Origin of the sequence: Sphingomonas citricola, from assembly GCF_019429535.1 — a bacterium.
Lineage (GTDB): Bacteria > Pseudomonadota > Alphaproteobacteria > Sphingomonadales > Sphingomonadaceae > Sphingomonas > Sphingomonas citricola.
In genome coordinates, this window is the sequence record NZ_JAHXZM010000001.1 from 510,130 (window position 1) to 535,183 (window position 25,054).

Below are 25,054 nucleotides of genomic sequence, written 5' to 3' on the forward strand. Positions count from 1 at the left end.
CCGGTGAGCGAGGAGCGGGGGCTCCATCTTTACACGATACCGGCGCACCGGGCGATCGCCGACGCGGCGGTGGCTGGGTTGCTGCGGCGGTTCGGCGACGATCGACTGACGCTCGCACGCGGACTGGTACTGGTGCCCAACAACCGCGCAGGCATCGCGATGACCCGCGCGTTCGTCCGCGCGAGCGGCGGCGCGTTACTGCTGCCGCGGATCGTCAGCCTCGCGGGCGACGACCTGGGCGAGGCATTGGGCGCCGCGCTCGACCCCGCGGGTGTGACGCCGCTGCTGCCGCCCGCGATCGACCCGCTCCAGCGCCGCATGGTGCTCGCGCGCATGGTCGAGGAGGAGCGCGCGCGCACCGGGCAGCCCGTCGATGCGGCGGAGGCGGTGCGGTTGGCGGGCGATCTCGCGCGGACGCTCGACCAGTTGATCGTCGAGGAGGTCGCGCCGGAACGGCTGGCCGAGATCGATCCGGGTGAGGGGCTGACCGAACATTGGCAGCGCGCCCTCGAGCTGTTCCGGATCGTGCTCGATCGCTGGCCGGCGGAGCGTGAACGCCTCGGGCGGATCGAGGCGGGGGTGCGGCGGATCGCGCTGCTCGACGCGCAGGCGGCGCGGTGGCGTGAGCGCCCGCCGGCGGGCTTCGTCTGCGCGATCGGTATCACCGACCCTGCGCCCGCGATCGCGCGGCTGCTGCGCGTCGTGGCGGGATTGCCGCAGGGCATGGTCGCGTTCGCCAACCTCGACACGCGGATGCCCGAGGAGGAGTGGGACGCGCTCGGCCCGCACCTGCCCGATCCGGTGACCGGGCTGCGGCGCCGTTCGATCGAGGTACATCCGCAGTTCCACCTGAAGCTGATCCTCGACCGTATGGGCGTCGGTCGCGGTGAGGTGCGCACCTGGGTCGGCGGCACCGACCATGACGCGAGCGCGGTGCGCGGCCGGGCGATCGCCAACGCGCTGGCCCCGGCCGATTTCACCGGCAAGTGGACCGATCTCGACGCATCCGAGCGGCGGCTGACCGGGGTCGAGTTGGCCGAACTCGCCACCCCGGGTGAGGAAGCGCAGGCAATCGCGCTCGCGATGCGCGAGTGGATCGAGCAGACGGGGCGGACCGCGGCGCTCGTCACTCCCGACCGTGCGCTCGCCCGGCGCGTGGCGGCGCATTGCGCGCGCTGGGGCATCCCGATCGACGACAGCGCTGGGCGCGCGCTGTCGATCCTGCCGCCGGGCACGCTGCTGCTCGCGATCGTCGAGGCGGCGGCGCAGGATTTCGCGCCGATGGCACTGCTGACGCTGCTCAAGCATCCGTTGGTCAGGAGTGGCGAGGCGCGGGGGCGTTGGCTGGAGGGTGTGCGCCGGCTCGACCGTGCGCTCCGCGGACCGCGCCCGGCACCGGGGCTCGCCGGGATCACCGCGCATCTCAACGACGGGCCGGAGCGCGAACGCGACCTGCGCCGCGCCGCGCTTGCATGGTGGGAAGAGGCGCGCGCGCTGCTCGAGCCGGTCGCGGCGGTGTTCGCGAGCGGTACGTCGAGCCTCCCCGAGCTGGTCGCGGGGCTGCGCGTGTCGGCGCAGGCACTCGCGGGCGACGAGGTGTGGCGCGGCCCCGCGGGTCAGTGCGCCGCCGAACTGCTGACCAATTTGGAACGGCAGGCGCCGCTCGGTCCCGCGAATGCCTCCGCGGCAGGGTTCGCGCCGCTGCTGCGCCTATTGATGGACGAGGTCGCGGTCAGGCAGATTCAGGGCGAACACCCGAGGCTGGCGATTTACGGCCTGATCGAGGCGCGGTTGCAGACCGCAGATCTGATGATCCTGGGCGGGTTGAACGAGGGGGTATGGCCCGGCAACCCGCCCCCCGACCCGTGGCTCGCGCCGCGTATCCGCGCCGAGCTGGGCTTGTCGGGGTTGCAGCGCGCGATCGGCACCGCGGCGCACGATTTCGGAAAGGGGCTGGGCGCGCCGCAGGTGTTGATCACGCGCAGCCGGCGCGATGCACGCAGCCCCGCGCTCGCGTCACGTTTCTGGCTGCGGCTGGAGGCGATGGCGGGCACGCGGTTCGTGCGCGCGCACCGGTTGGAGCGGTGGACGCGGTTGCTCGACGACGGCGCGACGCCCGAGCCCGTCGCGCGCCCCGCGCCGGTGCCGCGCGCGGATCTGCGGCCCAAGAGTATCTCGGTCACCGAGGTCGACCGGTTGAAGGCCGATCCGTTCGCCTTCTACGCGCGGCGTATTCTTAAACTGATGCCACTCGACGCGGTCGATGCCGATCCGAGTGCGGCGTGGCGCGGTACCGCGGTCCACGGCGTGCTGGAGGAATGGGCGAAGCACGATGCGTGCGCGCCCGATCGGCTGGTGCCGCGCGCGCTCGAGATGCTCGACGACCCCGCCGCGCACCCGCTGCTACGCGCGCTCTGGCAGCCGCGGCTGATCGCGGGGATCGAGTGGATCGCCGCGACGATGCAGGCGAACCGCGCCGAGGGGCGCGATATTCTTGCGGCGGAAGGTCAAGGCAATACGCAGCTGTCCGGGATCAAGCTGACCGGGCGCTTCGATCGCGTCGACCGCGCCGCGGACGGATCGATCGTGGTGGTCGATTACAAGACCGGCAAGGCGCCGTCGGTCGCGGCGGTACGCGGCGGGTTCAATCTGCAATTGGGGCTGCTCGGTGCGATGGCGGAGGCAGGCGCGTTCGAGGGCGTGTCGGGACGCGCGGGCGGGTTCGAATATTGGTCGCTTGCCAAGGGGCGCGACGGGTTCGGCGCGGTGACCAGCCCGGCAGACCCCGCGGGCAAGAACGGGCGTATCATGACCGACGATTTCACCCGCGCCGCGCGCGACAGCTTCGCTGAGGCCGCGGGGCGTTGGTTGACCGGCGAGGAAGCGTTCGTTGCCAAGCTGCACCCGGAGTTTGCGCCGTTCGCCGAATACGATCAGTTGATGCGCAGCGACGAATGGTATGGCCGTGAACGCTGACGCGCTCGCGCCTTTGCCCGCGCTCCAGGGTGACCAGCAGCGCGCGAGCAACCCCGACGCGCACGTCTGGCTGTCCGCCTCGGCGGGGACTGGCAAGACGCAGGTGCTCGCCGCGCGCGTGTTCCGCCTGCTGCTGGGCGGGACTGATCCCTCGGCGATCCTGTGCCTGACCTTCACCAAGGCGGGCGCGGCGGAGATGACCGCGCGGATCAGCCGCCGGCTCGCCGCCTGGGTGCGGATGGACGACACCGCGTTGTTCTCTGACTTGCGGGCGTTGGGCGAGCCGGGCGATCCGCGGCAGATCGCACGCGCGCGCACCCTGTTCGCCAAGGTGCTCGATGCGCCGGGCGGCGGCTTGCGTATCCTGACGATCCATGGTTTCTGCCAGAGCCTGCTCGCGTCGTTCCCGGTCGAAGCGGGGTTCGTTCCCGGCTTCCGCCCGATCGAGCCGCGCGAGGAAGCTTTGCTCCGGCGGCAGGCATTGTCCGACATGCTGGTTGCCGCCGATCGTGAAGGACGAGACGCGCCGGTCGCGACGATCGGCGCGCTGAGCGTCCGGCTGGGCGAGCAGGGGGCAGAGCAGTTCCTGCACGAGTGCGCGCGTGCCGGGAGCGCGCTCGAAGCGCTGCCGAGTGGGATCGGCGCGTTTATCCGTGGTGCGCTGGGCGTGCCGCTCGGCGATATCGACGCGCACGTGCGCGAGCGGTGCGCGGGGCTGGACGAGCGCGCGATCGGGCGCATTGCGGCGGCGAATGCGGCCTGGGGTACGGCGACTGGGCTCAAGCACGCCGACACGGTCGCGGCTTGGCTCGCCGCTGACGTGGCGGGTCGGGTCGAACAGCTGAGCGCGCTGATGGCGGTGGTCCGCACGGGCACAGGCGAACCCCGCAAGGCGTCGGCGAAGCTGATCGCGGCGGAGGCCGGTTACGTCGCGCTCGCCGACGAGCTCGGCCACGCGTGTGCCGATCTGCTGGGGTTGCAGGTGCGCGCCGCCTACGCCGACCTGCTCGGCTCGGCGCTGGAGGTCGGGCGCGAATATGCGCGCGGCTATGCGGCGGCGAAGCGGCGCGCGGGCGCGGTCGATTTCGACGATTTGATCCGAGCGACGGTAAACCTGCTGAGGCAGGAAGGGATCGGCGAGTGGATCCGCTACAAGCTCGATCAGGTCACCGAGCATGTGCTGGTCGACGAGGCGCAGGACACCAATGTCGCGCAGTGGACGATCATCCGCGCGATGGTGGACGAATATTTCGTCGGACGCGGAGTCTACGCGCCGTCGGTGCGGACGCTGTTCACGGTCGGCGACACCAAGCAGGCGATCTTCGGCTTCCAGGGCACCGACCCGGTCAACTTCATGGCGGCCGAGCGGTATTTCGAGGCGCGCGCGGCGATGGTCGCGGGCGACGATGACATGGAGGCGGGCGAACGCGGACTGCCGTTCGACCGATTGTCGCTGGTCGACTCGTTCCGCTCGACCGCGCCGGTGCTCGAGTTCGTCGACGCCGCGATCGAGCATGTCGGGCCGACGCAGTTCGCGGGCGAAGACATGATCCCGCCGCACGGCAGCCGGATCGCCGGGCCGGGGCAGGTGATGCTGATCCCCGCCATTGCCGCCGGCGCGAGTGAGGCGGAGGAAGGCGGCGAGGAGGGCTGGATCGACGATGCCGTGCGCGCCAATGCGACGCGGATCGCGAAGCTGGTACGTGGCTGGCTGGACGACGGGCTGATGCTGGAGAGCAAGGGCCGCCCACTTCGCCCCGAGGACGTGATGATTCTCGTCAAGCGGCGCGGCGAACTGGCGCAACTGCTCGTCGCCAGGCTCTATGCCGAGGGGGTGCCGGTCGCGGGCGTCGACCGGTTGCGATTAAGCGCGCCGCTGGCGGTGCAGGATCTGCTCGCCGCGATCCGCTTCGTGCTGCAACCCGATGATGATCTAAGCCTCGCCAATCTGCTCGTCTCGCCGCTGATCGGCTGGACGCAGGACGAGCTGCTGGCGCGCGCGGTGCCGCGCAAGGGAGCGCTGTGGCGGCACCTGACCAAGACGGTGCCGTCGCTGCTCGGCGACCTCGAGCTGATGCTGGCGCGCGCCGACTTCCGCACGCCGTACCAGTTCCTTGAGATGATCCTGTCGGGGCCGCTGGAGGGGCGGCGCAAGCTGTTGTCGCGACTGGGTGAGGAAGCGCGCGACCCAATCGAGGAACTGCTCAACGCCGCGCTCGATTTCGAGACCACGACCACGCCGTCGCTGCAACGCTTCCTCGACTGGTTCGAGCGCGACGAGGTGGAGATCGTGCGCGACGCCGCCGCGCCGCTCGACGCGGTGCGCGTGATGACCGCGCATGGCGCGAAGGGATTGCAGGCGCCGCTCGTCATTCTGGCGGACGCGACCGCCGATCCCGATTCGTCCCCGCGCTCGACCGTGATGTGGCAGCCCGGCGGGCTCGACGAGCCGATCCCGGTGTTCCGCCCGCGCAAAGGAGAGCGCGCGGGCGAGATCGACGCGGCGCTGGCCGAGACCGAGCGGCGCGAGCGCGAGGAGCATTGGCGGCTGTTCTACGTCGCGGCGACGCGCGCGGAGGAACGGCTGGTGGTGACCGGTTCCCTCAGTGCGAAGTGGAAGGGCGAGGCCCCGCCCGCGAGCTGGTACGCCGTGACCGAGCGGACGCTCGATGCGCTCGGCGTGGCAAGCGCAGACGGTGAGCCGCGCGTGTTCGCGGGGAGCGAACCCCGCGCGCCCGTGCCGCTCCGTGGCGCGACCACAACCGAAGCGCGTGACGACTTGCCGCTGCCCGCCTGGGCCCGCGAGCTGGCGCCCGAGGAGCAGCGTCCGCCGCGGCCGCTCGCGCCTTCGTCGCTGGGCGAGGATGACGCGGGCGATGCGCCGCCGACGCCCGAGATGCAGGCGGCGGCGGAACGTGGCACGCTGATGCACGCATTGTTCGAGCGATTGCCGGCGGTCGCGCCGGCCGCGCGCGAGGGGGCGGCGGATGCATGGCTCGCCTCGCGTGACGTGCCGGTGGCAGACCGGCCGGCGATCGTCGCGCCGGTGCTGCGCGTTTTGGGCGATCCCGTCTTTGCCGATCTGTTCGGGCCCGAGGCCTTGGTCGAGGCGCCGATCAGCGCGGTGCTGCCGAACGGGCGTGTCGTGTCAGGGACGGCCGACCGATTGCTGATTGGTGATACCTGCGTCCGTGTGATCGATTACAAGACCGGGCGTCAGGTGCCGCGGGACGTAACGCAGGTGCCCGATTATCACCTCAAGCAGATGGCGGCGTATCAGGCCGCGCTGGCGGTCATCTTTCCCGCTCACGCGGTCGAGGTCGCGCTGCTCTATACCGGCGGCCCGGCGCTGATCGCGCTCGACGATGCGGCACTGTCGCGGGGCAAGCGCGGCTTGGCGGCGGCGGAGCAAAGCTTGGTCGCGGATGGTTGAGCGCTGGCCGCGCGCATCCTAGATGCTGCGCAACACAAGGAGTTTGACATGGCTACCAAGAAGATCACCGACGCCAGCTTCCAGAACGACGTGCTGTCGGCCGACAAGCCCGTGCTGGTCGATTTCTGGGCCGAGTGGTGCGGGCCGTGCAAGATGATCGGGCCGAGCCTCGAGGAGCTGTCCGAAGAGCTGGGCGAGCAGGTGACGATCGCCAAGATCAACATCGACGAGAACCCCGACGCCCCCGGCCAGTACGGCGTGCGCGGCATTCCGACGATGATCTTGTTCAAGGGCGGCGTGCCGGCGGCGACCAAGGTCGGCGCAGAACCCAAAGGTCGGATCAAGGCGTGGCTCGAGGGTGAGTTGGCCTGAAGCGTGACGGGGCGGCGCGGCTCACCGCGCCGCTCCCCTGATCGTTAGGTGGGAGCAGCGATCGTGCCGAGAAGTCTAACGCCTTGCTCCCACAGTTCGCGGGAAGCTGCCGCGAGCAAGCCCTTGCCGGTGTCGGTCAGCCGATAAGGGCGACCATCGGGGCGCGCGATATGCCCGCCCGCTTCGGTCAGGAACAGCGCACCCGCGGCGTGATCCCACGGGAAGATGCGTTCGAACCGCGCGATGTCGTGCGTACCATCGACCAGCGCAACATATTGCGCCGCCGCGCAGCGCAGTCCGTAGCGCAGATCGAGCACATTCGCCCCCGCCGCTTCGATCGCGGCGACCTGGTCGGGTGCGAACCAGTAGTTCGAATAGGTGGCGACCGGCATGCGGTTCGGGGTCGGCTCGACGGTCACGCGCGTCCCGTCGATGAACGCGCCCGCGCCGCGTCGGGCATGGCATAACCGCTTGCCGACGGGGTCGTAGATCCAGCCGCGCTGTGTCTCGCCGTTCTCGACCAGCCCGACCATCATGCCAAACGGCTCGCGTCCCGCGGCGAAATTGTTGGTGCCATCGAGCGGGTCGACCAGCCAGACGCGGCCATCGGGTACGGTGTCGATCAGCGACGGGTCGGCCGAGGCCGCTTCCTCACCGACGACGCGCGCGTGCGCGTCGAGCCGCAGCAATTCGGTGGTGATGATCGCCTCGCTCTCGCGGTCGGCGATCGTCACCCAGTCGCCCGGCGTCTTCTCGGCGGCGTCGTCGGCGCTCAGGTGGCCGAAGCGAGGCAGGATGACCTCGGCCGCGACGCGTTCGAGCAGCGCGAGGATGGTTTGATCGAGCGCGTCCATTGGCGGGTCAGCTACGATAATCGGCGTTGATGCTGATGTAGCCGTGCGTCAAATCGCAGGTCCACACGCGCGCGCTGCCGTTGTCGAGCCCCAGGTCGACGCCGATCTCAATCTCCTGACCTTTTAGGTGCGCCGCCACCGGTGCTTCGTCATAGCCATCGACCGCGACGCCGCCACTCGCCACCTGCGTCGCGCCGAACCGGATCGCCAACCGGTCACGCTCGGCGGGCTCGCCGGCCTTGCCGACCGCCATGACGATGCGGCCCCAATTGGCGTCCTCGCCCGCGATCGCGGTCTTGACGAGGGGGGAGTTGGCAATGCTCATCGCAATGCGGTGCGCCGAAGCGTCGCTTTCCGCGCCCTCGACGGTGATCTCGATCAGCTTCGATGCGCCTTCGCCATCGCGGACGACCAACAGTGCGAGCTGGCGGCACACGTCGGCGAGCGCGGCGCGGAAGGCGTCGGCGCCCGCGTCATCGTCGCTGGCGAGCGTCGTGTTGCCCGCAGCGCCGGTCGCGAAGGCGAGCACGGTGTCGCTGGTCGAGGTGTCGCCGTCGACCGTGATGCAGGAAAAGGTGCGCTCGTTCGCGGCCGACAAAGCGGCCTGCAGATAGCCGGGTGCGACCGCGGCGTCGGTAAAGATGAAGCCGAGCATCGTCGCCATGTCGGGTGCGATCATCCCCGACCCCTTGATGATCGCGGCAATCGTGATCGTGCGGCCGTCGATCACCGCAGTCGCGCTCGCGCCTTTGGCATAGGTGTCGGTAGTGGCAATCGCGTCGGCGGCGTCGCGCCAGCCGGTCGGCTGTGCGGCAAAGGCGGCGTCGAGCCCGGCCTCTGCCTTCTCGATCGGCAGCGGCACGCCGATGACGCCGGTCGAGGCAACGAACACGTCCGACGGATTGCAACCGAGCTGACCGGCAGTGCGCGCAGCGATCGCCTCGACCGCTGCGCGGCCGCGGTTGCCGGTGAAGGCGTTGGAGTTACCCGCGTTGACGACCAGCGCGCGCGCTTCGCCCATCACCAGTGCGCGACGGCACCATTCGACCTCGGGCGAGGGGCATTTCGACTGCGTCAGTACGCCCGCGACCGCGGTGCCGGGCGCGAGCTCGACGAAGGTCAGGTCGGCACGGTCCCACGCCTTGTAGTGCGCGCGGGCGGTGCGGATCGTCACGCCGCTGATGGCGGGCATTTCGGGGAAGGGTAGCGCGAGCGGCGAAGCGGTGGTGGACTGCGACATGCGTGCGCCATAGGCTGCGTGCGTGTCAGTTGGTAGGGCGATTGATGGACGACCTGGAGGATCTGGCACGGCGACAGGCGCGCGCGCAGAACGGACTCGACCCCAGCCACACGCGGCCGCAGCCATGGTTCGTCGGCTCGGGCAGGGGGCTGATGTGGTTGATCGTCACGTTGGTCTTGGTGGTGATCGCGATGCGCGGCGTCACGACGCTGTGGCTGGCGGAGGACGCATGGGATTGGTGGACGCATCGCCAAGCGGCGCGGTCTGAAGTGCCGCCGCCAATGATCGCTCCGCCTGCGCGTATCGACCCGGCGCCGCCGACGATCGTGCTGCCGCCACGGGCGAGCAAGGCGAAGGGCAATCCGGCCGCATGGTTCGACGCCGACGCTTATCCACCCGCAGCGATCAGGGCCGGGGAGGAAGGGCGCACCGTCGCGCGGGTGTTGATCGGCACCGACGGGCGGGTAAGCGCTTGCGGCATTGTGACATCGAGCGGTAGCGCGTCGCTCGACACGGCGACGTGCAACATCCTCACGCACCGTGGCTCGTTCGAGCCTGCGCGCGATGCTGCCGGCGTGGCGATCCGTTCCACTTGGCAACTACCAGTGCGGTGGGTGTTACCGCGCGACTGATTACGTCACCCGCACACGACCGGTGGACGCGTGCGTACGGCCGCCTTATGTCCGCACGCGTGAACCTGCTTCTCCTCTTGTCCGCGCTGCTGTCGGCATTGACCGGCATCGGCGGGAGCGCGCGCCAGCCGCAGCTCGCGCAGGCGGTGGCGCAGGAGAAAGTCGCGCGTCCTGCCGCGACGGTGCGCGCAGTGCTGCTGGCTCGGCCGCTGCAGTCGGTGGCGACGCTCGCGTCCGCCGCCATCGCGCCCGTTTCGCGCGCCTGGTCGCTGTTGGCGGCCGAGCCCGCCTTTGCCGGGCGCCGGCGCGAGTAAGCGCCCACGCGGCAACCACTGCCGCCTCCCTGTCGTTTTCCCTTGAGCGCGGGCAGCCCATGGTGGTGCTCGCGCGCGTCCAGATACAGGATCAGCACCATGTTCGGTGGCATCGCCAAATCGCTCTTCGGGTCGTCCAACGACCGTTACGTCAAGTCGCTCAACCCCATTCTCGCCAAAATCGCCTCGTTCGAGCCCGCGTTGCAGGCGATGGACGATCCGACGCTCGCCAACCAGACCGTGCTCTTTCGCGAGCGGCTGGCGAACGGCGAGACGCTCGATCAGCTCTTGCCCGAGGCGTTCGCGACGGTTCGCGAGGCGGCGCGTCGCGTGCTCGGCCAGCGTCACTACGACGTGCAGATGGTCGGTGGCATCGTGCTTCACCGCGGCGAAATCGCCGAGATGCGAACGGGCGAGGGCAAGACGCTGGTCGCGACGCTCGCGACCTATCTGAACGCGCTGCCGGGTGACGGCGTCCACGTCATTACCGTCAACGACTATCTCGCCGCGCGCGACGCCGACTGGATGAGCCGCGTGTACGGCTTCCTCGGCCTCACCACCGGCGTGATCGTGCCGAACCTGTCGGACGAGGAGCGTCGGCAGGCCTATGCCGCCGACATCACCTACGGCACCAACAACGAGTTCGGCTTCGACTATCTGCGCGACAACATGAAGTACGAGCGCAGCAGCATGGTGCAGCGCCCGTTCGCGATGGCGATCGTCGATGAGGTCGATTCGGTTTTGATCGACGAAGCGCGCACGCCGCTGATCATCTCCGGCCCGACCGACGACAAGAGTGAACTCTACATCAGCGTTGACGCGGTGGTGAAGCAGCTCGACGAAGGCGACTATGAAAAGGACGAGAAGCAGAAGACGATCGTCCTGACCGAGGACGGCACCGAGAAGGTCGAGCGCATCCTGGAGAATGCCGGGCTGCTGGAAGGCGCCAATCTCTACGATTTCGAGAATACGCAGGTCGTCCATCACCTGAACCAGGCACTGCGCGCGAACGTCATGTTCAAGCGTGACGTCGATTATCTGGTCAAGGACGGCAAGGTCATCATCATCGACGAATTCACCGGCCGCATGATGGACGGACGCCGCTGGTCCGACGGCCTGCACCAGGCGGTCGAGGCGAAGGAGGGCGTCCAGATCGAGCCCGAGAACCAGACGATGGCCTCGATCACGTTCCAGAACTATTTCCGCATGTACCCCAAGCTTTCGGGGATGACCGGCACCGCCTCGACCGAGGCGGCCGAGTTCTTCGACATCTACAAGATGAACGTCGTCACCATCCCGACCAACCGGCCAATCAACCGTGTCGACGAGGAGGACGAGTTCTACAAAGACACGCACGACAAGTTCCGTGCGATCGCCAAGAAGATCCGCGAACATGCTAGCAAGGGCCAGCCGGTGCTGGTCGGCACCGTGTCGATCGAGAAGTCCGAGCTGCTCAGCGAATTCTTGACACAGGAAGGGGTCGATCACTCGGTCCTGAACGCGCGGTATCACGAATCCGAGGCGCATATCGTCGCGCAGGCTGGCCGCCTGAGTGCGGTGACGATCGCGACCAACATGGCGGGCCGCGGTACCGACATTCAGCTCGGCGGTAATCTGGAATTCCGCGTCGAGGACGAGCTCGCCGGTATGGCCGAGGGGCCAGAGCGCGAGGCGGTGATCGAGCAGATCCGGCAGGAGATCGCGGCGGAGAAGGCGCGCGTGCTCGAGGCCGGCGGGCTGTTCGTTCTCGGTACCGAGCGGCACGAGAGCCGGCGCATCGATAATCAGTTGCGGGGCCGTTCGGGACGTCAGGGAGACCCCGGGCTCAGCCGTTTCTACCTGAGCCTCGAGGACGATCTGCTGCGCATCTTCGGGCCGGATACGTTGTTCGCGCGCATGATGCGCTCGAACCTCGAGGACGGCGAGGCGATCGGGTCGAAGTGGCTGACCAAGGCGATCGAGACCGCGCAGAAGAAGGTCGAGGCGCGCAACTACGACGTGCGCAAGCAGGTCGTCGAATACGACGACGTGATGAACGACCAGCGCAAGGTGATCTACGAGCAGCGCGCCGACATCATGGACGCCGATACGGTCGGTGATGTCGTCGAGGACATGCGCGCGGAGACGGTCAACGCGATCGTCGGCGACGCGTGCCCGCCCAACTCCTATCCCGAGCAATGGGATATCGAGGGGATGAAGACGCAGCTCGCCGAGGTGCTCAACATTCAGCCGCCGGTCGATGAATGGCTGAAGGAAGAGGCGATCGACCCTGAGATCGTGACCGAGCGCGTGCAGGCGGAAGCCGACGCGATGGTCGCGGCGAAGGCGGCCGACCTAGAGCCGGAGACGTGGACGCAGGTCGAAAAGTCGATCCTGCTCCAGAACCTCGACCATCACTGGAAGGAGCATCTGGCGACGCTCGACGCGCTGCGTCAGGTCGTCCACCTGCGCGCCTATGCGCAGAAGACGCCGATCAACGAGTATAAGCAGGAAGCCTTCTCGCTGTTCCAGCGCATGCTCGACAGCATCCGCGTCGACGTTACCCGGACAATCGCGCAGGCGCAGTTCCGCATGGAGCCGCTGCCCGAACTTCCCGAGCTGCCCGATTTCATCACGACTCACTTCGACCCGTTTACCGGCGAGGACAATTCCGCCGACGTCGATGCGGGCACGCTGGGGCTGATCCAGACACAGCTGCCGCCGATGCAGATGGTCCAGCCCAATCCGGTCGACGTGGGGGACGATCCCGCCGCGTGGGAAGGGCAGGTCAGTCGCAATGCGCCGTGTCCGTGCGGATCGGGGCGCAAATACAAGCATTGCCACGGCGCGGTCTGATGCTTCGCGTCTGAGGGAAGCGGCCCGCGGAGTCGTTCGCGGGCTGCCTCGTCTGCGTGGCGAGTGGCCCACCACGTCTGCGATATCCAAAGAAAAAGGCTCCCTGCCATGTGGCAGAGAGCCTTTTCACCATCAGCGCGATGCGATCAGCGCGCCTGTGGCAGCTTGATCGTCGGACCGAGTGTCTCGATGACCTGGCGCGCGTCGAACGCGCGAACGTTGCCGGGCTCTGGTCGACCGCGGAACATTACGATCTCGGCGCTCGCTTCATAGCGATCGACGGTACGGATATCCGCGCCGCCACCCCAGCCGCCCCAGCCGTTGCCCCAGAACGGATCCCAGGACCGATAACCGAAGCTGCCGTAGAAGCCCCAGCGCGGACCCCATAGCCCGCTGTACGGGCCGAAGCCCGGACCCCAGGCGCCCGGGGTCGAATAGGTGCGCGCCTGACGATCGGTGTCACGATCGGCCATCACGAAATAGTCGTATCCGTTCTGCGTCGTCAGTTCGGCCGCGCGGAATAGCAGATAACGCTCGACCACGTCGCGATCGGTGATCGAATTGCCCGCAAACGTCACGCGGAAGCGGTTCGGGGTGATTCGCGTGTCACTGTATCCGGTGCGATAAAAGCCCGATCCGGTCGCGGGACGATAGGCGGTTTCGGTCGCGCAACCCGCGACGACGGTCGTGCTCGCTGCCAGCGCAACCACCAGCGCCGTGCGACTCAATCTCCTCATCATCTCACACATCTCCGCTCACGCCCGGCCGGGGGCGCGATGAGCGCCGTTTAGCCGACCCGAGTGGAACGTGCGATGAACGGATTGGCTCCGCGCGAGCGAAAGCCCCTATAGGACCTGATTTTGCTCAGCTTTTGCCGTCGCGGCGGGTTTCGCGAACATGGCCAGAGCAACCGGTACCGCAACGAACGACGCGGCAACCAGCCCCATCACGACCTCGATCATCAGCATTCTTCATCCTCACCCTAATTGTATTTTTATGTGTCACGGCGGAGTGTGGCGGGAACACAACAAACAGGCAAGAAAAAGCTGCATCGCGAGAAAACAACCCGGAACAGGGGCACGGATTGCGACTTGCGCCGTTATCGATTGGGCGACACGTACGTGTCGTCGGGACCGTCAGTAGTGTAACCACGCAGCCGGGCCGATCATCGAAGGAGAATTGACCATGCTGAAGAAGTTCCTTGCCGCTGCCGCCGTCGCGTCGCTGTCCGTCTCGCCGGCGCTCGCCGCGACCTCGAACCCCGCCGCCAGCCTGTCGGTCGCCAAGAGCGTCCGCGCAAGCACGCCGTCGGCGAAGCAGAGCGAACTGGGCGGTGGTTTCGGTTTCGTCGGCCTCGCGATCCTCGCGGGCATCGTCGCGATCGGCGTGATCGCCATCGTGAACAACGACAACTCGGACAGCAACTGAGCTGTCGCGCCCGGTGCCTCGCGCACCGGGCGTCTTCGGGCGCGGCAATCGCGCAGTAGGTTTTTGGAATATCGACGCGCCGATGGGCGCCGACACTTTCACGCATGCGCGCGAGTGGTTTAGATAGGGCCGCACGCGTATCGCCGCGACCCAAATCTCAATGTCGGATGTCCGCAGCGCTGCCGCATCAAAGCGGGGAAAATGGCTCCCTGAGTAGGATTCGAACCTACGGCCGCTCGATTAACAGTCGAGCCGAAATCGTGCCTTTCCAACGCGTCTTCTAACATATTCCCGTTTTGTCCCCGGCACGCTCCCCCTCGTGGCGGTGGCTGCTGTCATAATAGCCAAATCGGGCGTAGCGTCGCTTGATATGACCGGCTCGCCCCTCACACCGAAAGCGCTCGCCACATGGACCCACGAAGAGGTCGCCGCCGAGTGGAGGCGAAGCGACTGGATGCCGGGAGACCTAACCGCCGACGCGCTTGCGATGGAGATGCAGCGGCGGGGCCTCGACTTCTGATGTACGACGGCACTCAATCCACCGTTGAGCGAGCGCTCGAACTAGCCCGCAGCGGTAGCGTCGGCTCAATGGGCGAGCTGCGCAAGAAGCTCAGCGCAGAACAACATATAGCCGTCGACATCACCCTGTCCGGTCGATCGATCCAGGCGCAGCTAAAGGCGGCGATCGCCGAGGCTCGGAAGCCGGGCTGATGTGCAACCGCGCGAGGCTGTCGTACGAGCCCGAGACGATCCTGACGCATTTCGGCGCGGACTGGCTCGCAGATAAGCCGCGCGACAACCGCTTCGACCCGCGCGAGCTCAGGCCTAAGAGCCGGGCTTATGTGATCCGCGAGCAGGACGGGAAGCGCGGGCTCGACGTCATGGAGTGGGACGTGCTTGGCGGGGGCGCGAGGTGGCCAATGACGAATGTCCGTCAGCTGCACCTGCCGCAGTGGCGCCGGCTGGCGGAAAAGCCGGAGAACCGCTGCCTCGTTCCACTGTCGGAATTCTGCGAGTGGACGCCTGATAAACACGATCTCGGCGACAAGAAGCCACCGTTGAAGGGAGAGATGTGGTTTCAGGTCACCGATCAGCCCCTCTTCGCCGTCGCCGGGTTCTGGCAGCGCACGGCCGAAGGTGCGGGCTTCACGATGGTGACGTGCGATCCGAATGAGCTCGTCGCGCCGATCCATCCGAAGGCGATGATCACGATCCTCGCGCCTGACGATCACGAGCGCTGGCTGCGCGGCGCGTATGACGACGTGATGACCCTACAGCGGCCATATGCAGCTGAGAAGATGACTGCGCGTGGGCCGATCTTTCCGACGCGGCGGACGAAAAATGAATGACCATTTCGGCACATCAACCGAAGTGCTAATCAACATAGGTCGTCGACAGCTTCTGGCCGACCCTTTACGCAGTCACATGCTCTGGCCCAGGTCAGTGTCGTTGGAGTTGCGTTGAATGCTCACAAAGCTGGTGGAAGCCGAGCAATTGATGCAGCGTGCGCTCGCGCTTCTCGACGAAGCTGGCGAGCTTCGCGCTGCCCCGCATCTGGATGTCGCCTTACACGAGTTGGGTCAGGTTTTGCAGGCGTCATCCGGTCGCTCGGGCACTCTCGCCGCTAATTAGAGAAGGGACAGGGTTCCGGCAATTTCATCGCGACGAGCAGCGGTCCTGGCGCCTGCCAGGCTTAGTATCGCCCGCTGCTTACGTTCGCCTTCCACGAGGAATTCAATCTCCTCACTAGCACTCCCACCAGCGTCGAAGACATGTTCGATCATCTTCGACACACGCTGACGATCGCTGACTGCGATCAGCGCCATCAATCTCGTTCCATGCAAGTGCTCAAGCGTCGCTCCGATCATCGCCGCAAACGCTGCGCGTGGCTCAACTAAGGTCGCGCGTTGATTCAAGCGGAACGTGGCTGTCCGGCCGCTAGCCTCGATCGCGTCAACGATCGCTTCTCGACCTAGTTCGCTGTCGAACAGCTCCTCAACGGCAGTAGCATCTCGCGCCACGACCATGCAGCCACCAGGTATCGCGTCGATCGCGATCGTCAGCTCCCGCCCGGGTCGATCCGGTGAAGAGATATGCAGAGTCTCGCTGGTGCCACTCTTAATGACCCGCTTGACCGTGCTGCCAATCAAGGCGCTGCCTCTCCCGGATAGATCGGCCAACGGCCGACCTTCTTTCGCCGACGTAAAGCGCGCTCGCCCAGCGCGATTTACATGTGTGATGATCGCTGAGTGATCCAGCAGAATGACGGCTTCCTCATAGTTGTCGATCAACGCAGCAACCTGTTCCTCAGAACTGACCTCCGGCGTCTCTGTCCGGCTACACAGCGCGTCCATGATCTCAATCGAAAGGAGGACGAGCCTCGGTCGCCCTCGATGCACCACATACACGGGGTGTCGGGAGGCGCGTTCCTGCCACAATCCAAACGCCCTAACGAGTTCGGAGGAGGTCACCTGCTCATTTTCGCTTGCGTATTCCATGTAAGAAACTTCCGTCAAAACGGGTCCGTAAGCGACTACAAAAAATTACATTTACAATTTTATGGTCGTGAGTGAACAAAAAGACGCTAGAGCGTGCGTGTTTGTTAGGTGGGGTAAGGCGATGGCTTCGTACCGCAACGAGATTGACCTGAACGCGATTTCGCGGGTCTTGCGAACCATTGTCAGCGATCAGAACCAAATTGGACCGTCTTCTACGCGATTTATGCACCGGGCGGCGCCGCGTGGTGCGGCAGCGGTTGCTCAACAACATTGGCGTCGGGCAGCCGGGCAGACGTATCCCACGAATGCAAGCGCGCTTGCACGCGCACTGCGGGACACCCGCTTGGAGGCCATGAGGGCGTTTTCGGATGGTCTCATCTGCGACCCCGCCTTCGATATGTTGCTTGAGGTGTTTATTGCCGAGGAAGAGGGTGAGCGTCTGAGCATATCAAAGCTCCTCCGCGCCGCCGCTGTGCCCAGCACCACGATGCTGCGCTGGCTGAAGCGGATGGAGTCAGAGGGTATCCTGGTTCGAAAACCCGATCAGTTCGATGCGCGTCGGTTCTTCATCGGACTAAGCGAAGAGACGCGGAGCAAGATGCACAAGCTCATCGGTAGCGTACCGCTCGCCGTCGCTGACCGTACCTAGCGGACGTCCGGCGCGAGGGATGATCTGTTTCACCGCAGTTCGGCCCACACGGCATATCCCCGGTCGACCAACTTCCGCACCATCCACCTGATTACCAGATACGGGTGCGACCCGATGTCGTCGCGTTTGGTGATGGCGTGCTCCCAGAATTCGAGCATGAGCGCCTCGTCGCGCACGTGCGGGTGCAGCACACGCAGCGCCAGCCGTACCGATTCACGGCTGCTCTCGGGCGGCTTGCGACAGGCTTGCTCGAGCACCTAAAGCGACAGATTGACCGCCAGCATCATCGCGCGCCGCTGGCGGACCTCGGGCATCGACTGACCGAAGGGCAGGGGCAGCACGACGACGTCGCCTCTGACGCAGCTGGGCTTGCGGCAGATTTGATCGTGCTGGATCGCGGCCCACTCCATCGAGCTGCGGCTATGCTTCCGGCTGGCGATCATCTCCTCGCGATCGAGCACCGCGACGTGTCCGCACTTGCGGCATTTCACCTGCACCGCGGCCTCTACCCGGCGTAGGTCATGCAATGTCTTCGGGTGGCCGACCATGCCCCGCTTTGACACGGAACATACGCAGAACAAAAGTCTGGAATTGTAGGATTGGGAGCGGCATCATGAGCGCATGATCGAGTCGCAATCCACCGCTCACGGCGCTGCGAACGGGCGCGCCATCCTCAATCATCACGGGGAGAGCTTCGGCGCTTGGCTCCGTGTTCAGGTCGATCGCGAGGGTCTCGTCGGGCAGCTGGTTGCAGGCGCGAAGGCCGATCGCCGCTTCCCGCGCGATGGCAGCCCGGAGGATGTGCGCCGCCACCTCGCCGCTATGCAGGCCGAAGGCGACCTATTCGAAGCGGTCGACGAGGCCGAGATCGATTGGCGGGCATATTAATGGCGGACGCGCGCGCCGTGGTGCGTGAGCGGGCAGCCGCGCGCGGACTGAGCTTCGCCGCGCTGTCGCGGCTGATCGGACGGCATGATGCGTTCGTGCAGCAGTGGCTCGTGCGCAGGTCGCCGCGGAAGCTCGACGAGGATGACCGCCTGCGGATGGCGATGGCGCTCGACGTCGACGAGGTGTCGCTGGGCGCGCGCATGCCGTGGCGGCCGGTCATATTCGAGTAAGCGCCGACCGAACGCACGAACCGCGATGCGTCATGTTGTTAAAGAAAGGACGGCTGCGACAGTGACTAACGCCGTGATGAGGCTGAACTCAAGTAGCGAAGCGCCAGTGGCGCTCTTTATCAAAAGACTAATTCTTGGCATGGACGCATGCTAGATCAGCATCCTCTAACATGACGATAACTGTGAAATACATGAGCAAGAGCCAAAATGGACACTTGGGAGGCTGCTTGCTTTGCTCTGTGGATGACCGGACGAGTCTAATTGACCAGCTCGCGCGCGATATGTTCGAAAGCCGCCGTGACGGAACGCACGATTACCGCTGGGACGAATGCTCGGGCTACCGCGTGATCTACCGCGAGTTCGCGGGCGTCGTCGCCGACAGCATCGACGCCGATCGGCACGGGCGCTGCCTGCTGTGCACCAGCAATGATCGCGACGGGCTTACGCAAGTGGTTGCGCAGGCGCTGTGGGATAGCCGCTGGGAAGAGGGCGATCTACCGTGGGAGCGGGCGGATCAGTGGCAGGTGAAGTATGCCGAGCTCACAACCGCGGCGTTCGAAGCGCTGAAGGCGCGAACGATTTAGCGCATCAGTGCCATCGCGACCGACGCCCAAAAGGTCAGGCACCCCGCTAGGGCGACCGACAAACCAGCGAGGGCGTAGCGCCCCTTCTCTGTGCTCTCCATTGTAAGAAAGTTAACGACCTTTTTCGCGCCTTCAAGCATCTATTAGTATAGAAATCCCATTGCGCCCCAACCTCCTGCCTTTACGAGCCGGGCCCGCTGAACGCGCGACAGGGTGCCCTGCCGGCGAGACAGTGCGGGGAGCGCCGCAACTGCCACATCGTTGAAGGCAGATTGTGTTGCCCGCGTATCAGGGAGCGTATCTATGTGGTGGATCGAGCTTGCCGCGATCTTAGTCGGTGCCGTGTGGGCTCTTCAGCTTGTGAGCTTCCTAGGCATGCTCGCCTTCGCCTACGCACGCGAATGGCCGTCGATCAGGTCAACCTCGCGGGCAATTACCGTCCGTCACAAGCACGCTCGTCGACGCGCCGCACGCCAGAAACGTGCACGGCAGCGTCAATTTGCGCGTGCGTAGGTTAAGGCGCCGGCTTGTTCGCCTTCTTGATCGACTAGGCAATGCGTCGAGGCCTAGCCCGCGGACACCGCTGCAAATTCGTGGAACGCGCGGAATTGCTCCCGCACACGCGGTGTCATCAGATGCTGCATAAGAATCCAGAAGCCGCGAACCGCCTCCTCGCCAGCCTCGGCATAGGCTCGGTCCATATTGGTCCAGAGGTCGACGGCAATCCGCTTCTCGAGTGTTTCGCCTTCCTCGGTGAGGCGAAGTAGCCGCCGCCGACGATCATTCGGGCAGACATCACGGCTCAGAAGGCCTTTGTCTACGAGGTCTAGAATCGTACGCTGCGCTGATTGCTTAGTGATCTGGAGGATGTCGAGCAGTTCATTCACCATCAGGCCAGGGCGTCGCGCGACGATATATAGGACGCGATGCTCAGCGCGTCCGAGGCCCAGCATTGCTAGCTCATCGTCAGCCCGCTGAAGGTGAGATTTGTGCGCAAGCATCAGAAGGTCCATGCCGCCCCTGACGAACGAATCATCACGAAACTGCTTCTTAGGCGGCACGAATAGATCATCCATGGCTAGGTAATTGCCGCTGGCGAGCGCGCGCGCAATCGATTTCGTGCGAACACGCCGCCCAGATGCACGCGTTATGCAGACGGCGGCTTCTTTGCCTCTTTGATCGCCTGCTTCACGGCAGGAGCCACCGCGATCGAGCGGCAGGGATCACACCTGTACCGATCCGGGAAAAGGTACGGATGAGCGCAACCCGTTCAGCCCGCGCTCTGATATTTGCAGAGCAGCAGACTCGCAGGAGCGACTATGGTGCACGTAAGCTGGATCGTGGCGTGTCTCATGGGCGTGGTGGTGGCCGCGCTTTTAGCGCTGCGGCGGAACATCGCGCGACGCTCTGAGGCCGATCGGGTCGCTCGCCGTTCGCAGCGCCGAAAAATCCGCGCCTGGTTCTGGCACAACTACGTCACGCCCAAGCAGCGACGGCTTACGTACTACCAGGATGATGGATCGGCGTAGAGGCCCAGCGCGGCACCGCTGGCTGTGTACCGTCGGAACTCGCATAGTAGATTTCACTCTCTCGCCGCTGCGTTGGCAGCAGCTTAGTAACTCATCGAAACAGGAGAGAGTCGATGAGCGCGCTTGCGGTTTCAGTGGCGGCGATCGCCGTTGGCAGTCCGACTGCATACGTCGTGCGCGCGTACCGCAAACAGCAAGCGAAGCGTCTGCGTCGACGCGAGCGCCGGAACGCTGCGGCGATAGAGAACGGCAGGAGTTGGGCAAAGCTGATGCGTCGCGATTGACTAAGCGCGCGGCTCGCGACCGGCTTCACCGCGAGAGACGCGTTGTTGATCGTCGGGACGCCGATGTGAGGAAGAGGCCTCGCCGGTCCTATTGCGGCGAGTTAGACAGCCGGCATCGAACGGGAGTCGATGTCATGAGCGCACTTGCCATTTACGCTGCCGGGATCGCGGTCAGCGGTTCGGTCGTGGCCCTGCTGTTAAAGCAGCAACAGCGCGCGCGGCGTCGAGCGACCCGTCGTAAGCAGTGGCTTGCGAAGCAGGCAGAGATCGCCGCAGCGTGGAAGCAGGTGGTGGAGCGGTAATCTCTGCTCTCCTACACCTGAGACGTGGGGGTCATGCAAAGGTTGCCGTGGCAACGACGGCCTGCATGAGCGCGATCGCGGCTATACCGGGGTGCTTGCCGTCGGCAGCGGCAGGCTCGCCGTTGATCGTAATCCACTTGCCGGTAGGTACCGACGCACCGCCCTGCTCCACTGCTGCGGCGACATCGGCGACCGCATCAAAGATGCCACCGGCGCCCGCGCGCATCCACGCATTGAGTGCCTGGCGGGCTGGATCATTGGCGGTTACAGATTGGTCGGCAATGCTGGACGCGCCTGCCGCGGTCGTGCTTGTCGTCTCTGGCGTCGCGGTACATACGATGAGGCGCTTTACGCCCATTCCCCGCAGTCGAGCCGCGAAGGTCGCCAGATTTGCTTGAATGGCGCTCGCGCTATCACCGGCCGACAGGTCATTGCGAGCAAGCGCGATCACCGCCGTCGTAGCATTGCAGGTCGCTAGCGCTGCCATGCGGGTGAACGAGCGCCCGCCGGTCCACAGATTGAGCCGATCGCCAGCCGCTGCCGCCATCACGTACGGGATGCCGCGTTGCGACATGGCACGCGCAAGGTAGCCTTGCGCGCCATTGCTATCGCCCATGTCATACGGGTTAGTGCCGAACGAAGCCGTCACCGTAGCGCCCGTTCCTGATCCGCCCGAGAGGCTGATCGTACCGGATGGGAGCGCTTGGCCGGTCTGCGTTGCTGTACTGGTGTAACCGCCGGCGTCAATAACGCGCAGAGCGGTGATCGCACCCGATGACACGGCGTCCACGATGACCTTTGCGTCAGATCCTGCGGCTACCGCTCCCGGTGTCGCGCCGTTACGGCCAAGCGTGAGGATGTCTGCGACCCTGTAGCCCGATCCGCCCGATTGCAGCGTAACAGAGGACAGGCTGGACGTGCCGGTTTTGCCTTGTCCTATGCTGTCACCAATAATGGCGGCGGTTGGCGTTGGAGCAAGCGGCTGCCCTAGCACGGCCACCGGCGCGAACTGAGAGGCGTTGGCGCTACGCGGCGAAGCGTTTCCGCCAGATGCCGTCCGATCGGTGACTGTCGTGCCGTTCTCCGTCACGACGCCGAGCGACATGGCCATGCTCTGGCCGCTGACCGGGAATACTTGCGAACCGGAACAGGGAAGCCACGCCCACACCACCAGTATCCCGCCGACAGGCACTGTCACCGGGATAGAGTCGGTCAGCAGCGTGCCACGCGCAACCACAGTACCATCGGGAAGCGTCTGAGTGCCGAACGAGCAATCCTGCACCCCGTTGAATGTCACCGGGTAAGTCGTTGGACGCGAACCGGCCGCCCAATTCGCATTTGTTGGCGACGGACGTGAGTTCGTGTTGGCCGTCACGCACACGAAATACGGGTTGCTGCCGTAGGAGCCGCCGCCACCATTGGTCGCATAGTCCATCACCACATCGCCGGGCGCATAGGTCTTGGAAGGGTTCCACCCCTGCCCGACTTCCACGCTGACCTTGAGCGGAAAGCCGGTTGCGAGGGCCGCTTCCGTAGCGCCCGCAACTGCACCGCCGACAAACAACAGGCGCGGATTGGTGCAGCCCTGCGGAATGTAAATGGGAACGCGGAAGCCCGCTTGCTGGCCGGCTGTGATGCCTGCCGATGCCGACGACTGGAATGGGAAATTGGTGCCGATCGAGCACGGTATCGGCAAAGCCTTCCGCGCCACAGGATCAGTCGAGAACGCACTGGGTGGGATCGCAGGAGCAGCCATCAGTTGCCCTCGTAGAAGATGACGCCCGCCGCGGTGGAGCGAGCATAGACGCCGTTTGCATTGGCGAGCGCGAAGGAGCAGGCTTCACCCGGTTGCAGCGGATAGCCAGTGCCGGTGCCGTCCGTAGTCGTGGTTACGCCCGAGGGGCCGATCAGCACAGGCGCGGTGTTGGTGGCAGCGGCCTTGATGACGATGCCGTTGACCAGTGGTACGGACGGAAGCTGCGCCGTGGTGTTGGCGGTAAGCGGCACCTGCCCGGTTACGACACCCGCAGGTATGGGCGTCTGCACCTTGAGCGTGGCACCCAGCGCCGTCAGGATATTTGCGAGCGTCGTGCTCATCGTCGTCTGAGCAGCGCTGGTTGCTGCACCATTCGGCAGTGGGAGGCTCGCAGCACTTACCGCCAGCGTCGTGCCGAGCGCGGCAAGGATGCTGGCGAGCGTGGTGTTGCCCGTGTCCTGCTTACCGCTCGTAGCGGCCCCAAAGGGCAACGGCAGGGCGGCCGCCGAGACCACCAGCGTGCCTGCGAGCAGCGCGCGGACCGCCTCGACCTTCGCGTCCGTCGCCGGCGATGCGATCAGCTTGTCGCGCACCGCAGCGAGCAGCGTCTCGACCCCGTCGAGGTAGCCGCCCTCAGTCGTCAACAGGGTGACGATCTGCGCGAGCGATGCATTGCCCGTCGCCTGACCACCCGCGGTCGCTGGCGCCGCTGGCAGCTTGGCGAGCACATCCTGCAGGGTCTCATCGGTCGCCAAGTCGGCGAAGGCATTGCGCAGCATCAGCGTCCGTCCTCGATCCAGAGAGTGAGATTGCCGCCCGAGGTGTCCCACCAGGCATAGGGGCCGTCGCGATCGGGCTGGGTGTCCTGCACGAAGCTGGTCTGCGCGCTGGCAGCGAGAGCGGCGTTCCACTCGGCGTAGGTTTGCCCGGCAGCCTGCCACGGCGTGATCCCTGGTGCGCCGCGCGGGCTGATCACCAGCCGCCGCGTGTCGTACTCGAACGCGAACCGCGTCACGCTGGCCGCGGAGGCGTCCACCGACACCGGCGCGACGGTCGCGGCCGAGCGCGCGATCGAGAACTGGCCCTCGACCCAGATGTCGCGACCAGCTTCACTGATCTCGGCGATCTCGTGACGAAGTCCGATGCGATTGGTCGCGAACAGCTCGTCGGTCGTGTCGCCGTCAATGGCAAAGCGGATGCAGTGATCATCGCCGACCGACAAGGCGACGCCCGCCGCCGAGAACAGCGGCTCGCGGTCGTTCGCGCGGTACACCGTCCAAGCGAACGTGCGCCCGGTCAGGTCGATCAGGGCGCCGTCATTGTCGAAGGCGATCTCGACCGTCAGCGCCTCGCCAGCGAAGCAGCGCACGTCACCGGTGATCGTGAAGCGAGAGGCGAGGGCGCTCATGCAGGCGTTCCTTCGTGAGCCGGGCAGCGGCTGTTGAGCAGTGACAGCGCCGCCACAGCGCCGACCCGCGCGAGCATCACCTCAGACGGCACCGGTCGGCCCGATGCGCTCCACGCGTCCGCTGCCGCGATCGTGGCGGTGTAGACGGTGCGGCGCAGGTCGGAGCCGGTGCAGATAGGCGTAGGTGTGGTGGCGCAGGCGGGGAGGGTGAGGGCCGCGGCGAGGATGGCAAGGCGGGTCATGCGCCGACCTCGCCGTGGGTGAAGCGGGCGACGTTCGCGAAGTCGCTGCGGTAGAGCGCGGCCTCAGCCGAGCGACGACGCACCAACCCAGCCAGCACCTCGCCCCCAGCGCGTATCCAGCCGCCGAAAGCGCCGGGTGTTGGATTGTCGCCGCCCTTGCCGCCAGCGCCGGCATAGTCGCCCGCCTTGTGCCGCTTGAGCACGTCCGACTGACGAAAGCCCTTCTTCATCCCGGGCAGCCAAAGCAGCGGCCCCATGCCGATGTTGTAGGCGAGCGCCACCATCGCGCCGAACTGCGCGGGCGTGGTCGGGGCGGTGCCGATCGCCTTCCTTGCCGGCTTGGCGAAATCGCGCTCGAGCAGCAGCGCGAACATGTCGTCCGCCTCAACCTGCGTGATCCTGTCGCCCAAGCGGACGCGCCGGCCATCGGGATAGTAAGTCATCCCGCGCCCGATCGTCGGCACGCGCACCGAATCGAGATAGGCGGAAAGCTCGCAACTCTCGAAGTGGTCAAGCAGGGCGAGCGCCATCGGGCCGACCCGCAGGCTGGCGTTTCCTTCCAACATCGATTGTGTCCTTGAGTTGCTGTGGCCGTTGGCG

The 25,054-nt window shown here is 65.9% G+C and carries 29 protein-coding genes; 16 read left to right on the top strand and 13 right to left on the bottom strand.

What is annotated here, in order from left to right:
* Nucleotides 1-3 precede the first annotated feature (3 nt).
* The 3 genes from addB to trxA are packed head-to-tail and all read left to right on the top strand — an operon-like array spanning nt 4 to nt 6,781.
* Nucleotides 4-2,976 carry a double-strand break repair protein AddB gene (addB, locus tag KZ810_RS02530; protein WP_219767399.1) on the top strand — a complete coding sequence of 991 codons (2,973 nt, stop codon included), beginning with the start codon at nt 4-6 and terminating at the stop codon, nt 2,974-2,976.
* Nucleotides 2,960-6,409 carry a double-strand break repair helicase AddA gene (gene addA / locus KZ810_RS02535; protein ID WP_219767400.1) on the top strand — a complete coding sequence of 1,150 codons (3,450 nt, stop codon included), beginning with the start codon at nt 2,960-2,962 and terminating at the stop codon, nt 6,407-6,409. The genes addB and addA overlap by 17 nt, the downstream gene beginning before the upstream one ends.
* A 48-nt stretch (nt 6,410-6,457) precedes the next feature.
* Nucleotides 6,458-6,781 carry a thioredoxin gene (trxA, locus tag KZ810_RS02540; protein WP_219767401.1) on the top strand — a complete coding sequence of 108 codons (324 nt, stop codon included), beginning with the start codon at nt 6,458-6,460 and terminating at the stop codon, nt 6,779-6,781.
* A gap of 44 nt (nt 6,782-6,825) precedes the next feature.
* Here trxA and KZ810_RS02545 read toward each other — a convergent pair whose 3' ends face one another.
* Nucleotides 6,826-7,635, bottom strand: a complete 810-nt coding sequence (locus KZ810_RS02545) for an inositol monophosphatase family protein (RefSeq protein ID WP_219767402.1) — start codon at nt 7,633-7,635, stop codon at nt 6,826-6,828.
* 7 nt (nt 7,636-7,642) lie between these two features.
* Nucleotides 7,643-8,875, bottom strand: coding sequence for a bifunctional glutamate N-acetyltransferase/amino-acid acetyltransferase ArgJ (gene argJ / locus KZ810_RS02550; protein ID WP_219767403.1), 1,233 nt, complete (start codon nt 8,873-8,875; stop codon nt 7,643-7,645).
* Nucleotides 8,876-8,919: 44 nt separating this feature from the next.
* On the opposite strand from argJ, the gene KZ810_RS02555 reads away from it, so the two are divergent.
* The 3 genes from KZ810_RS02555 (at nt 8,920) to secA (ending at nt 12,656) form a co-directional block, all read left to right on the top strand.
* Nucleotides 8,920-9,507, top strand: coding sequence for an energy transducer TonB (locus tag KZ810_RS02555; RefSeq protein WP_219767404.1), 588 nt, complete (start codon nt 8,920-8,922; stop codon nt 9,505-9,507).
* Nucleotides 9,508-9,566: 59 nt separating this feature from the next.
* A complete protein-coding gene (locus KZ810_RS02560; protein WP_219767405.1) occupies nt 9,567-9,821 on the top strand; it encodes a hypothetical protein in 255 nt (84 codons plus the stop codon).
* Nucleotides 9,822-9,920: 99 nt separating this feature from the next.
* Entirely contained in the window at nt 9,921-12,656 is a 2,736-nt protein-coding gene (secA, locus tag KZ810_RS02565; protein WP_219767406.1) for a preprotein translocase subunit SecA, read from the top strand.
* A gap of 146 nt (nt 12,657-12,802) precedes the next feature.
* On the opposite strand, the gene KZ810_RS02570 is transcribed toward secA, so the two are convergent.
* Nucleotides 12,803-13,393: a CC0125/CC1285 family lipoprotein gene (locus KZ810_RS02570; RefSeq protein WP_219767407.1), complete on the bottom strand. Its 591-nt coding sequence runs from the start codon at nt 13,391-13,393 to the stop codon at nt 12,803-12,805.
* 108 nt (nt 13,394-13,501) lie between these two features.
* Nucleotides 13,502-13,624, bottom strand: a complete 123-nt coding sequence (locus tag KZ810_RS17145) for a hypothetical protein (protein WP_258044298.1) — start codon at nt 13,622-13,624, stop codon at nt 13,502-13,504.
* 217 nt (nt 13,625-13,841) lie between these two features.
* On the opposite strand from KZ810_RS17145, the gene KZ810_RS02575 reads away from it, so the two are divergent.
* From KZ810_RS02575 to KZ810_RS02590, 4 genes are all read left to right on the top strand, one after another.
* A complete protein-coding gene (locus tag KZ810_RS02575; RefSeq protein ID WP_219767408.1) occupies nt 13,842-14,084 on the top strand; it encodes a hypothetical protein in 243 nt (80 codons plus the stop codon).
* A 519-nt stretch (nt 14,085-14,603) separates the two neighbouring features.
* A complete protein-coding gene (locus KZ810_RS02580) occupies nt 14,604-14,795 on the top strand; it encodes a hypothetical protein (RefSeq protein ID WP_219767409.1) in 192 nt (63 codons plus the stop codon).
* Entirely contained in the window at nt 14,795-15,433 is a 639-nt protein-coding gene (locus KZ810_RS02585) for an SOS response-associated peptidase (RefSeq protein ID WP_219767410.1), read from the top strand. Before KZ810_RS02580 ends, KZ810_RS02585 begins: the two co-directional genes overlap by 1 nt.
* 115 nt (nt 15,434-15,548) lie before the next feature.
* Nucleotides 15,549-15,716 carry a hypothetical protein gene (locus tag KZ810_RS02590; protein ID WP_219767411.1) on the top strand — a complete coding sequence of 56 codons (168 nt, stop codon included), beginning with the start codon at nt 15,549-15,551 and terminating at the stop codon, nt 15,714-15,716.
* Here KZ810_RS02590 and KZ810_RS02595 read toward each other — a convergent pair.
* Complete coding sequence (locus KZ810_RS02595; protein WP_219767412.1) at nt 15,713-16,582, bottom strand: nitrogen regulation protein NR(II); 870 nt, start codon at nt 16,580-16,582, stop codon at nt 15,713-15,715. The genes KZ810_RS02590 and KZ810_RS02595 overlap by 4 nt on opposite strands.
* Nucleotides 16,583-16,703: 121 nt before the next feature.
* Between KZ810_RS02595 and KZ810_RS02600 the strand changes: the two genes are divergently transcribed.
* Nucleotides 16,704-17,231, top strand: a complete 528-nt coding sequence (locus tag KZ810_RS02600; RefSeq protein WP_219767413.1) for a helix-turn-helix domain-containing protein — start codon at nt 16,704-16,706, stop codon at nt 17,229-17,231.
* A gap of 29 nt (nt 17,232-17,260) precedes the next feature.
* On the opposite strand, the gene KZ810_RS02605 is transcribed toward KZ810_RS02600, so the two are convergent.
* Together KZ810_RS02605 and KZ810_RS02610 are read right to left on the bottom strand one after the other, a co-directional pair.
* On the bottom strand, nt 17,261-17,488 hold the full coding sequence (locus tag KZ810_RS02605; RefSeq protein WP_219767414.1) for a hypothetical protein: 228 nt from the start codon (nt 17,486-17,488) through the stop codon (nt 17,261-17,263).
* The gene (locus tag KZ810_RS02610) at nt 17,489-17,779 is read right to left on the bottom strand and encodes a hypothetical protein (RefSeq protein WP_219767415.1); all 291 of its coding nucleotides are present in this window, start codon (nt 17,777-17,779) and stop codon (nt 17,489-17,491) included.
* A gap of 73 nt (nt 17,780-17,852) precedes the next feature.
* Between KZ810_RS02610 and KZ810_RS02615 the strand changes: the two genes are divergently transcribed.
* From KZ810_RS02615 to KZ810_RS02625, 3 genes are all read left to right on the top strand, one after another.
* A complete protein-coding gene (locus KZ810_RS02615) occupies nt 17,853-18,119 on the top strand; it encodes a hypothetical protein (protein WP_219767416.1) in 267 nt (88 codons plus the stop codon).
* The gene (locus KZ810_RS02620) at nt 18,119-18,349 is read left to right on the top strand and encodes a hypothetical protein (RefSeq protein WP_219767417.1); all 231 of its coding nucleotides are present in this window, start codon (nt 18,119-18,121) and stop codon (nt 18,347-18,349) included. Before KZ810_RS02615 ends, KZ810_RS02620 begins: the two co-directional genes overlap by 1 nt.
* A gap of 191 nt (nt 18,350-18,540) precedes the next feature.
* Nucleotides 18,541-18,933, top strand: a complete 393-nt coding sequence (locus tag KZ810_RS02625; protein WP_219767418.1) for a hypothetical protein — start codon at nt 18,541-18,543, stop codon at nt 18,931-18,933.
* Between the two features lie 566 nt (nt 18,934-19,499).
* Here the strand turns inward: KZ810_RS02625 and KZ810_RS02630 are convergent.
* The gene (locus KZ810_RS02630) at nt 19,500-20,009 is read right to left on the bottom strand and encodes a MarR family winged helix-turn-helix transcriptional regulator (protein WP_219767419.1); all 510 of its coding nucleotides are present in this window, start codon (nt 20,007-20,009) and stop codon (nt 19,500-19,502) included.
* Between the two features lie 566 nt (nt 20,010-20,575).
* Here KZ810_RS02630 and KZ810_RS02635 point away from each other — a divergent pair.
* A complete protein-coding gene (locus KZ810_RS02635) occupies nt 20,576-20,746 on the top strand; it encodes a hypothetical protein (RefSeq protein WP_219767420.1) in 171 nt (56 codons plus the stop codon).
* A gap of 134 nt (nt 20,747-20,880) precedes the next feature.
* Nucleotides 20,881-21,048 carry a hypothetical protein gene (locus KZ810_RS02640; RefSeq protein WP_219767421.1) on the top strand — a complete coding sequence of 56 codons (168 nt, stop codon included), beginning with the start codon at nt 20,881-20,883 and terminating at the stop codon, nt 21,046-21,048.
* Between the two features lie 31 nt (nt 21,049-21,079).
* On the opposite strand, the gene KZ810_RS02645 is transcribed toward KZ810_RS02640, so the two are convergent.
* The 5 genes from KZ810_RS02645 to KZ810_RS02665 are packed head-to-tail and all read right to left on the bottom strand — an operon-like array spanning nt 21,080 to nt 25,020.
* Nucleotides 21,080-22,804 carry an SGNH/GDSL hydrolase family protein gene (locus tag KZ810_RS02645; protein WP_219767422.1) on the bottom strand — a complete coding sequence of 575 codons (1,725 nt, stop codon included), beginning with the start codon at nt 22,802-22,804 and terminating at the stop codon, nt 21,080-21,082.
* Complete coding sequence (locus KZ810_RS02650; protein ID WP_219767423.1) at nt 22,804-23,583, bottom strand: hypothetical protein; 780 nt, start codon at nt 23,581-23,583, stop codon at nt 22,804-22,806. Before KZ810_RS02650 ends, KZ810_RS02645 begins: the two co-directional genes overlap by 1 nt.
* A complete protein-coding gene (locus KZ810_RS02655) occupies nt 23,583-24,212 on the bottom strand; it encodes a hypothetical protein (protein WP_219767424.1) in 630 nt (209 codons plus the stop codon). Before KZ810_RS02655 ends, KZ810_RS02650 begins: the two co-directional genes overlap by 1 nt.
* On the bottom strand, nt 24,209-24,454 hold the full coding sequence (locus KZ810_RS02660) for a hypothetical protein (protein WP_219767425.1): 246 nt from the start codon (nt 24,452-24,454) through the stop codon (nt 24,209-24,211). The genes KZ810_RS02655 and KZ810_RS02660 overlap by 4 nt, the downstream gene beginning before the upstream one ends.
* Nucleotides 24,451-25,020 (bottom strand): lysozyme, encoded by a 570-nt coding sequence (locus KZ810_RS02665; RefSeq protein WP_258044300.1) that lies wholly within the window; start codon nt 25,018-25,020, stop codon nt 24,451-24,453. The genes KZ810_RS02660 and KZ810_RS02665 overlap by 4 nt, the downstream gene beginning before the upstream one ends.
* Nucleotides 25,021-25,054 lie beyond the last annotated feature (34 nt).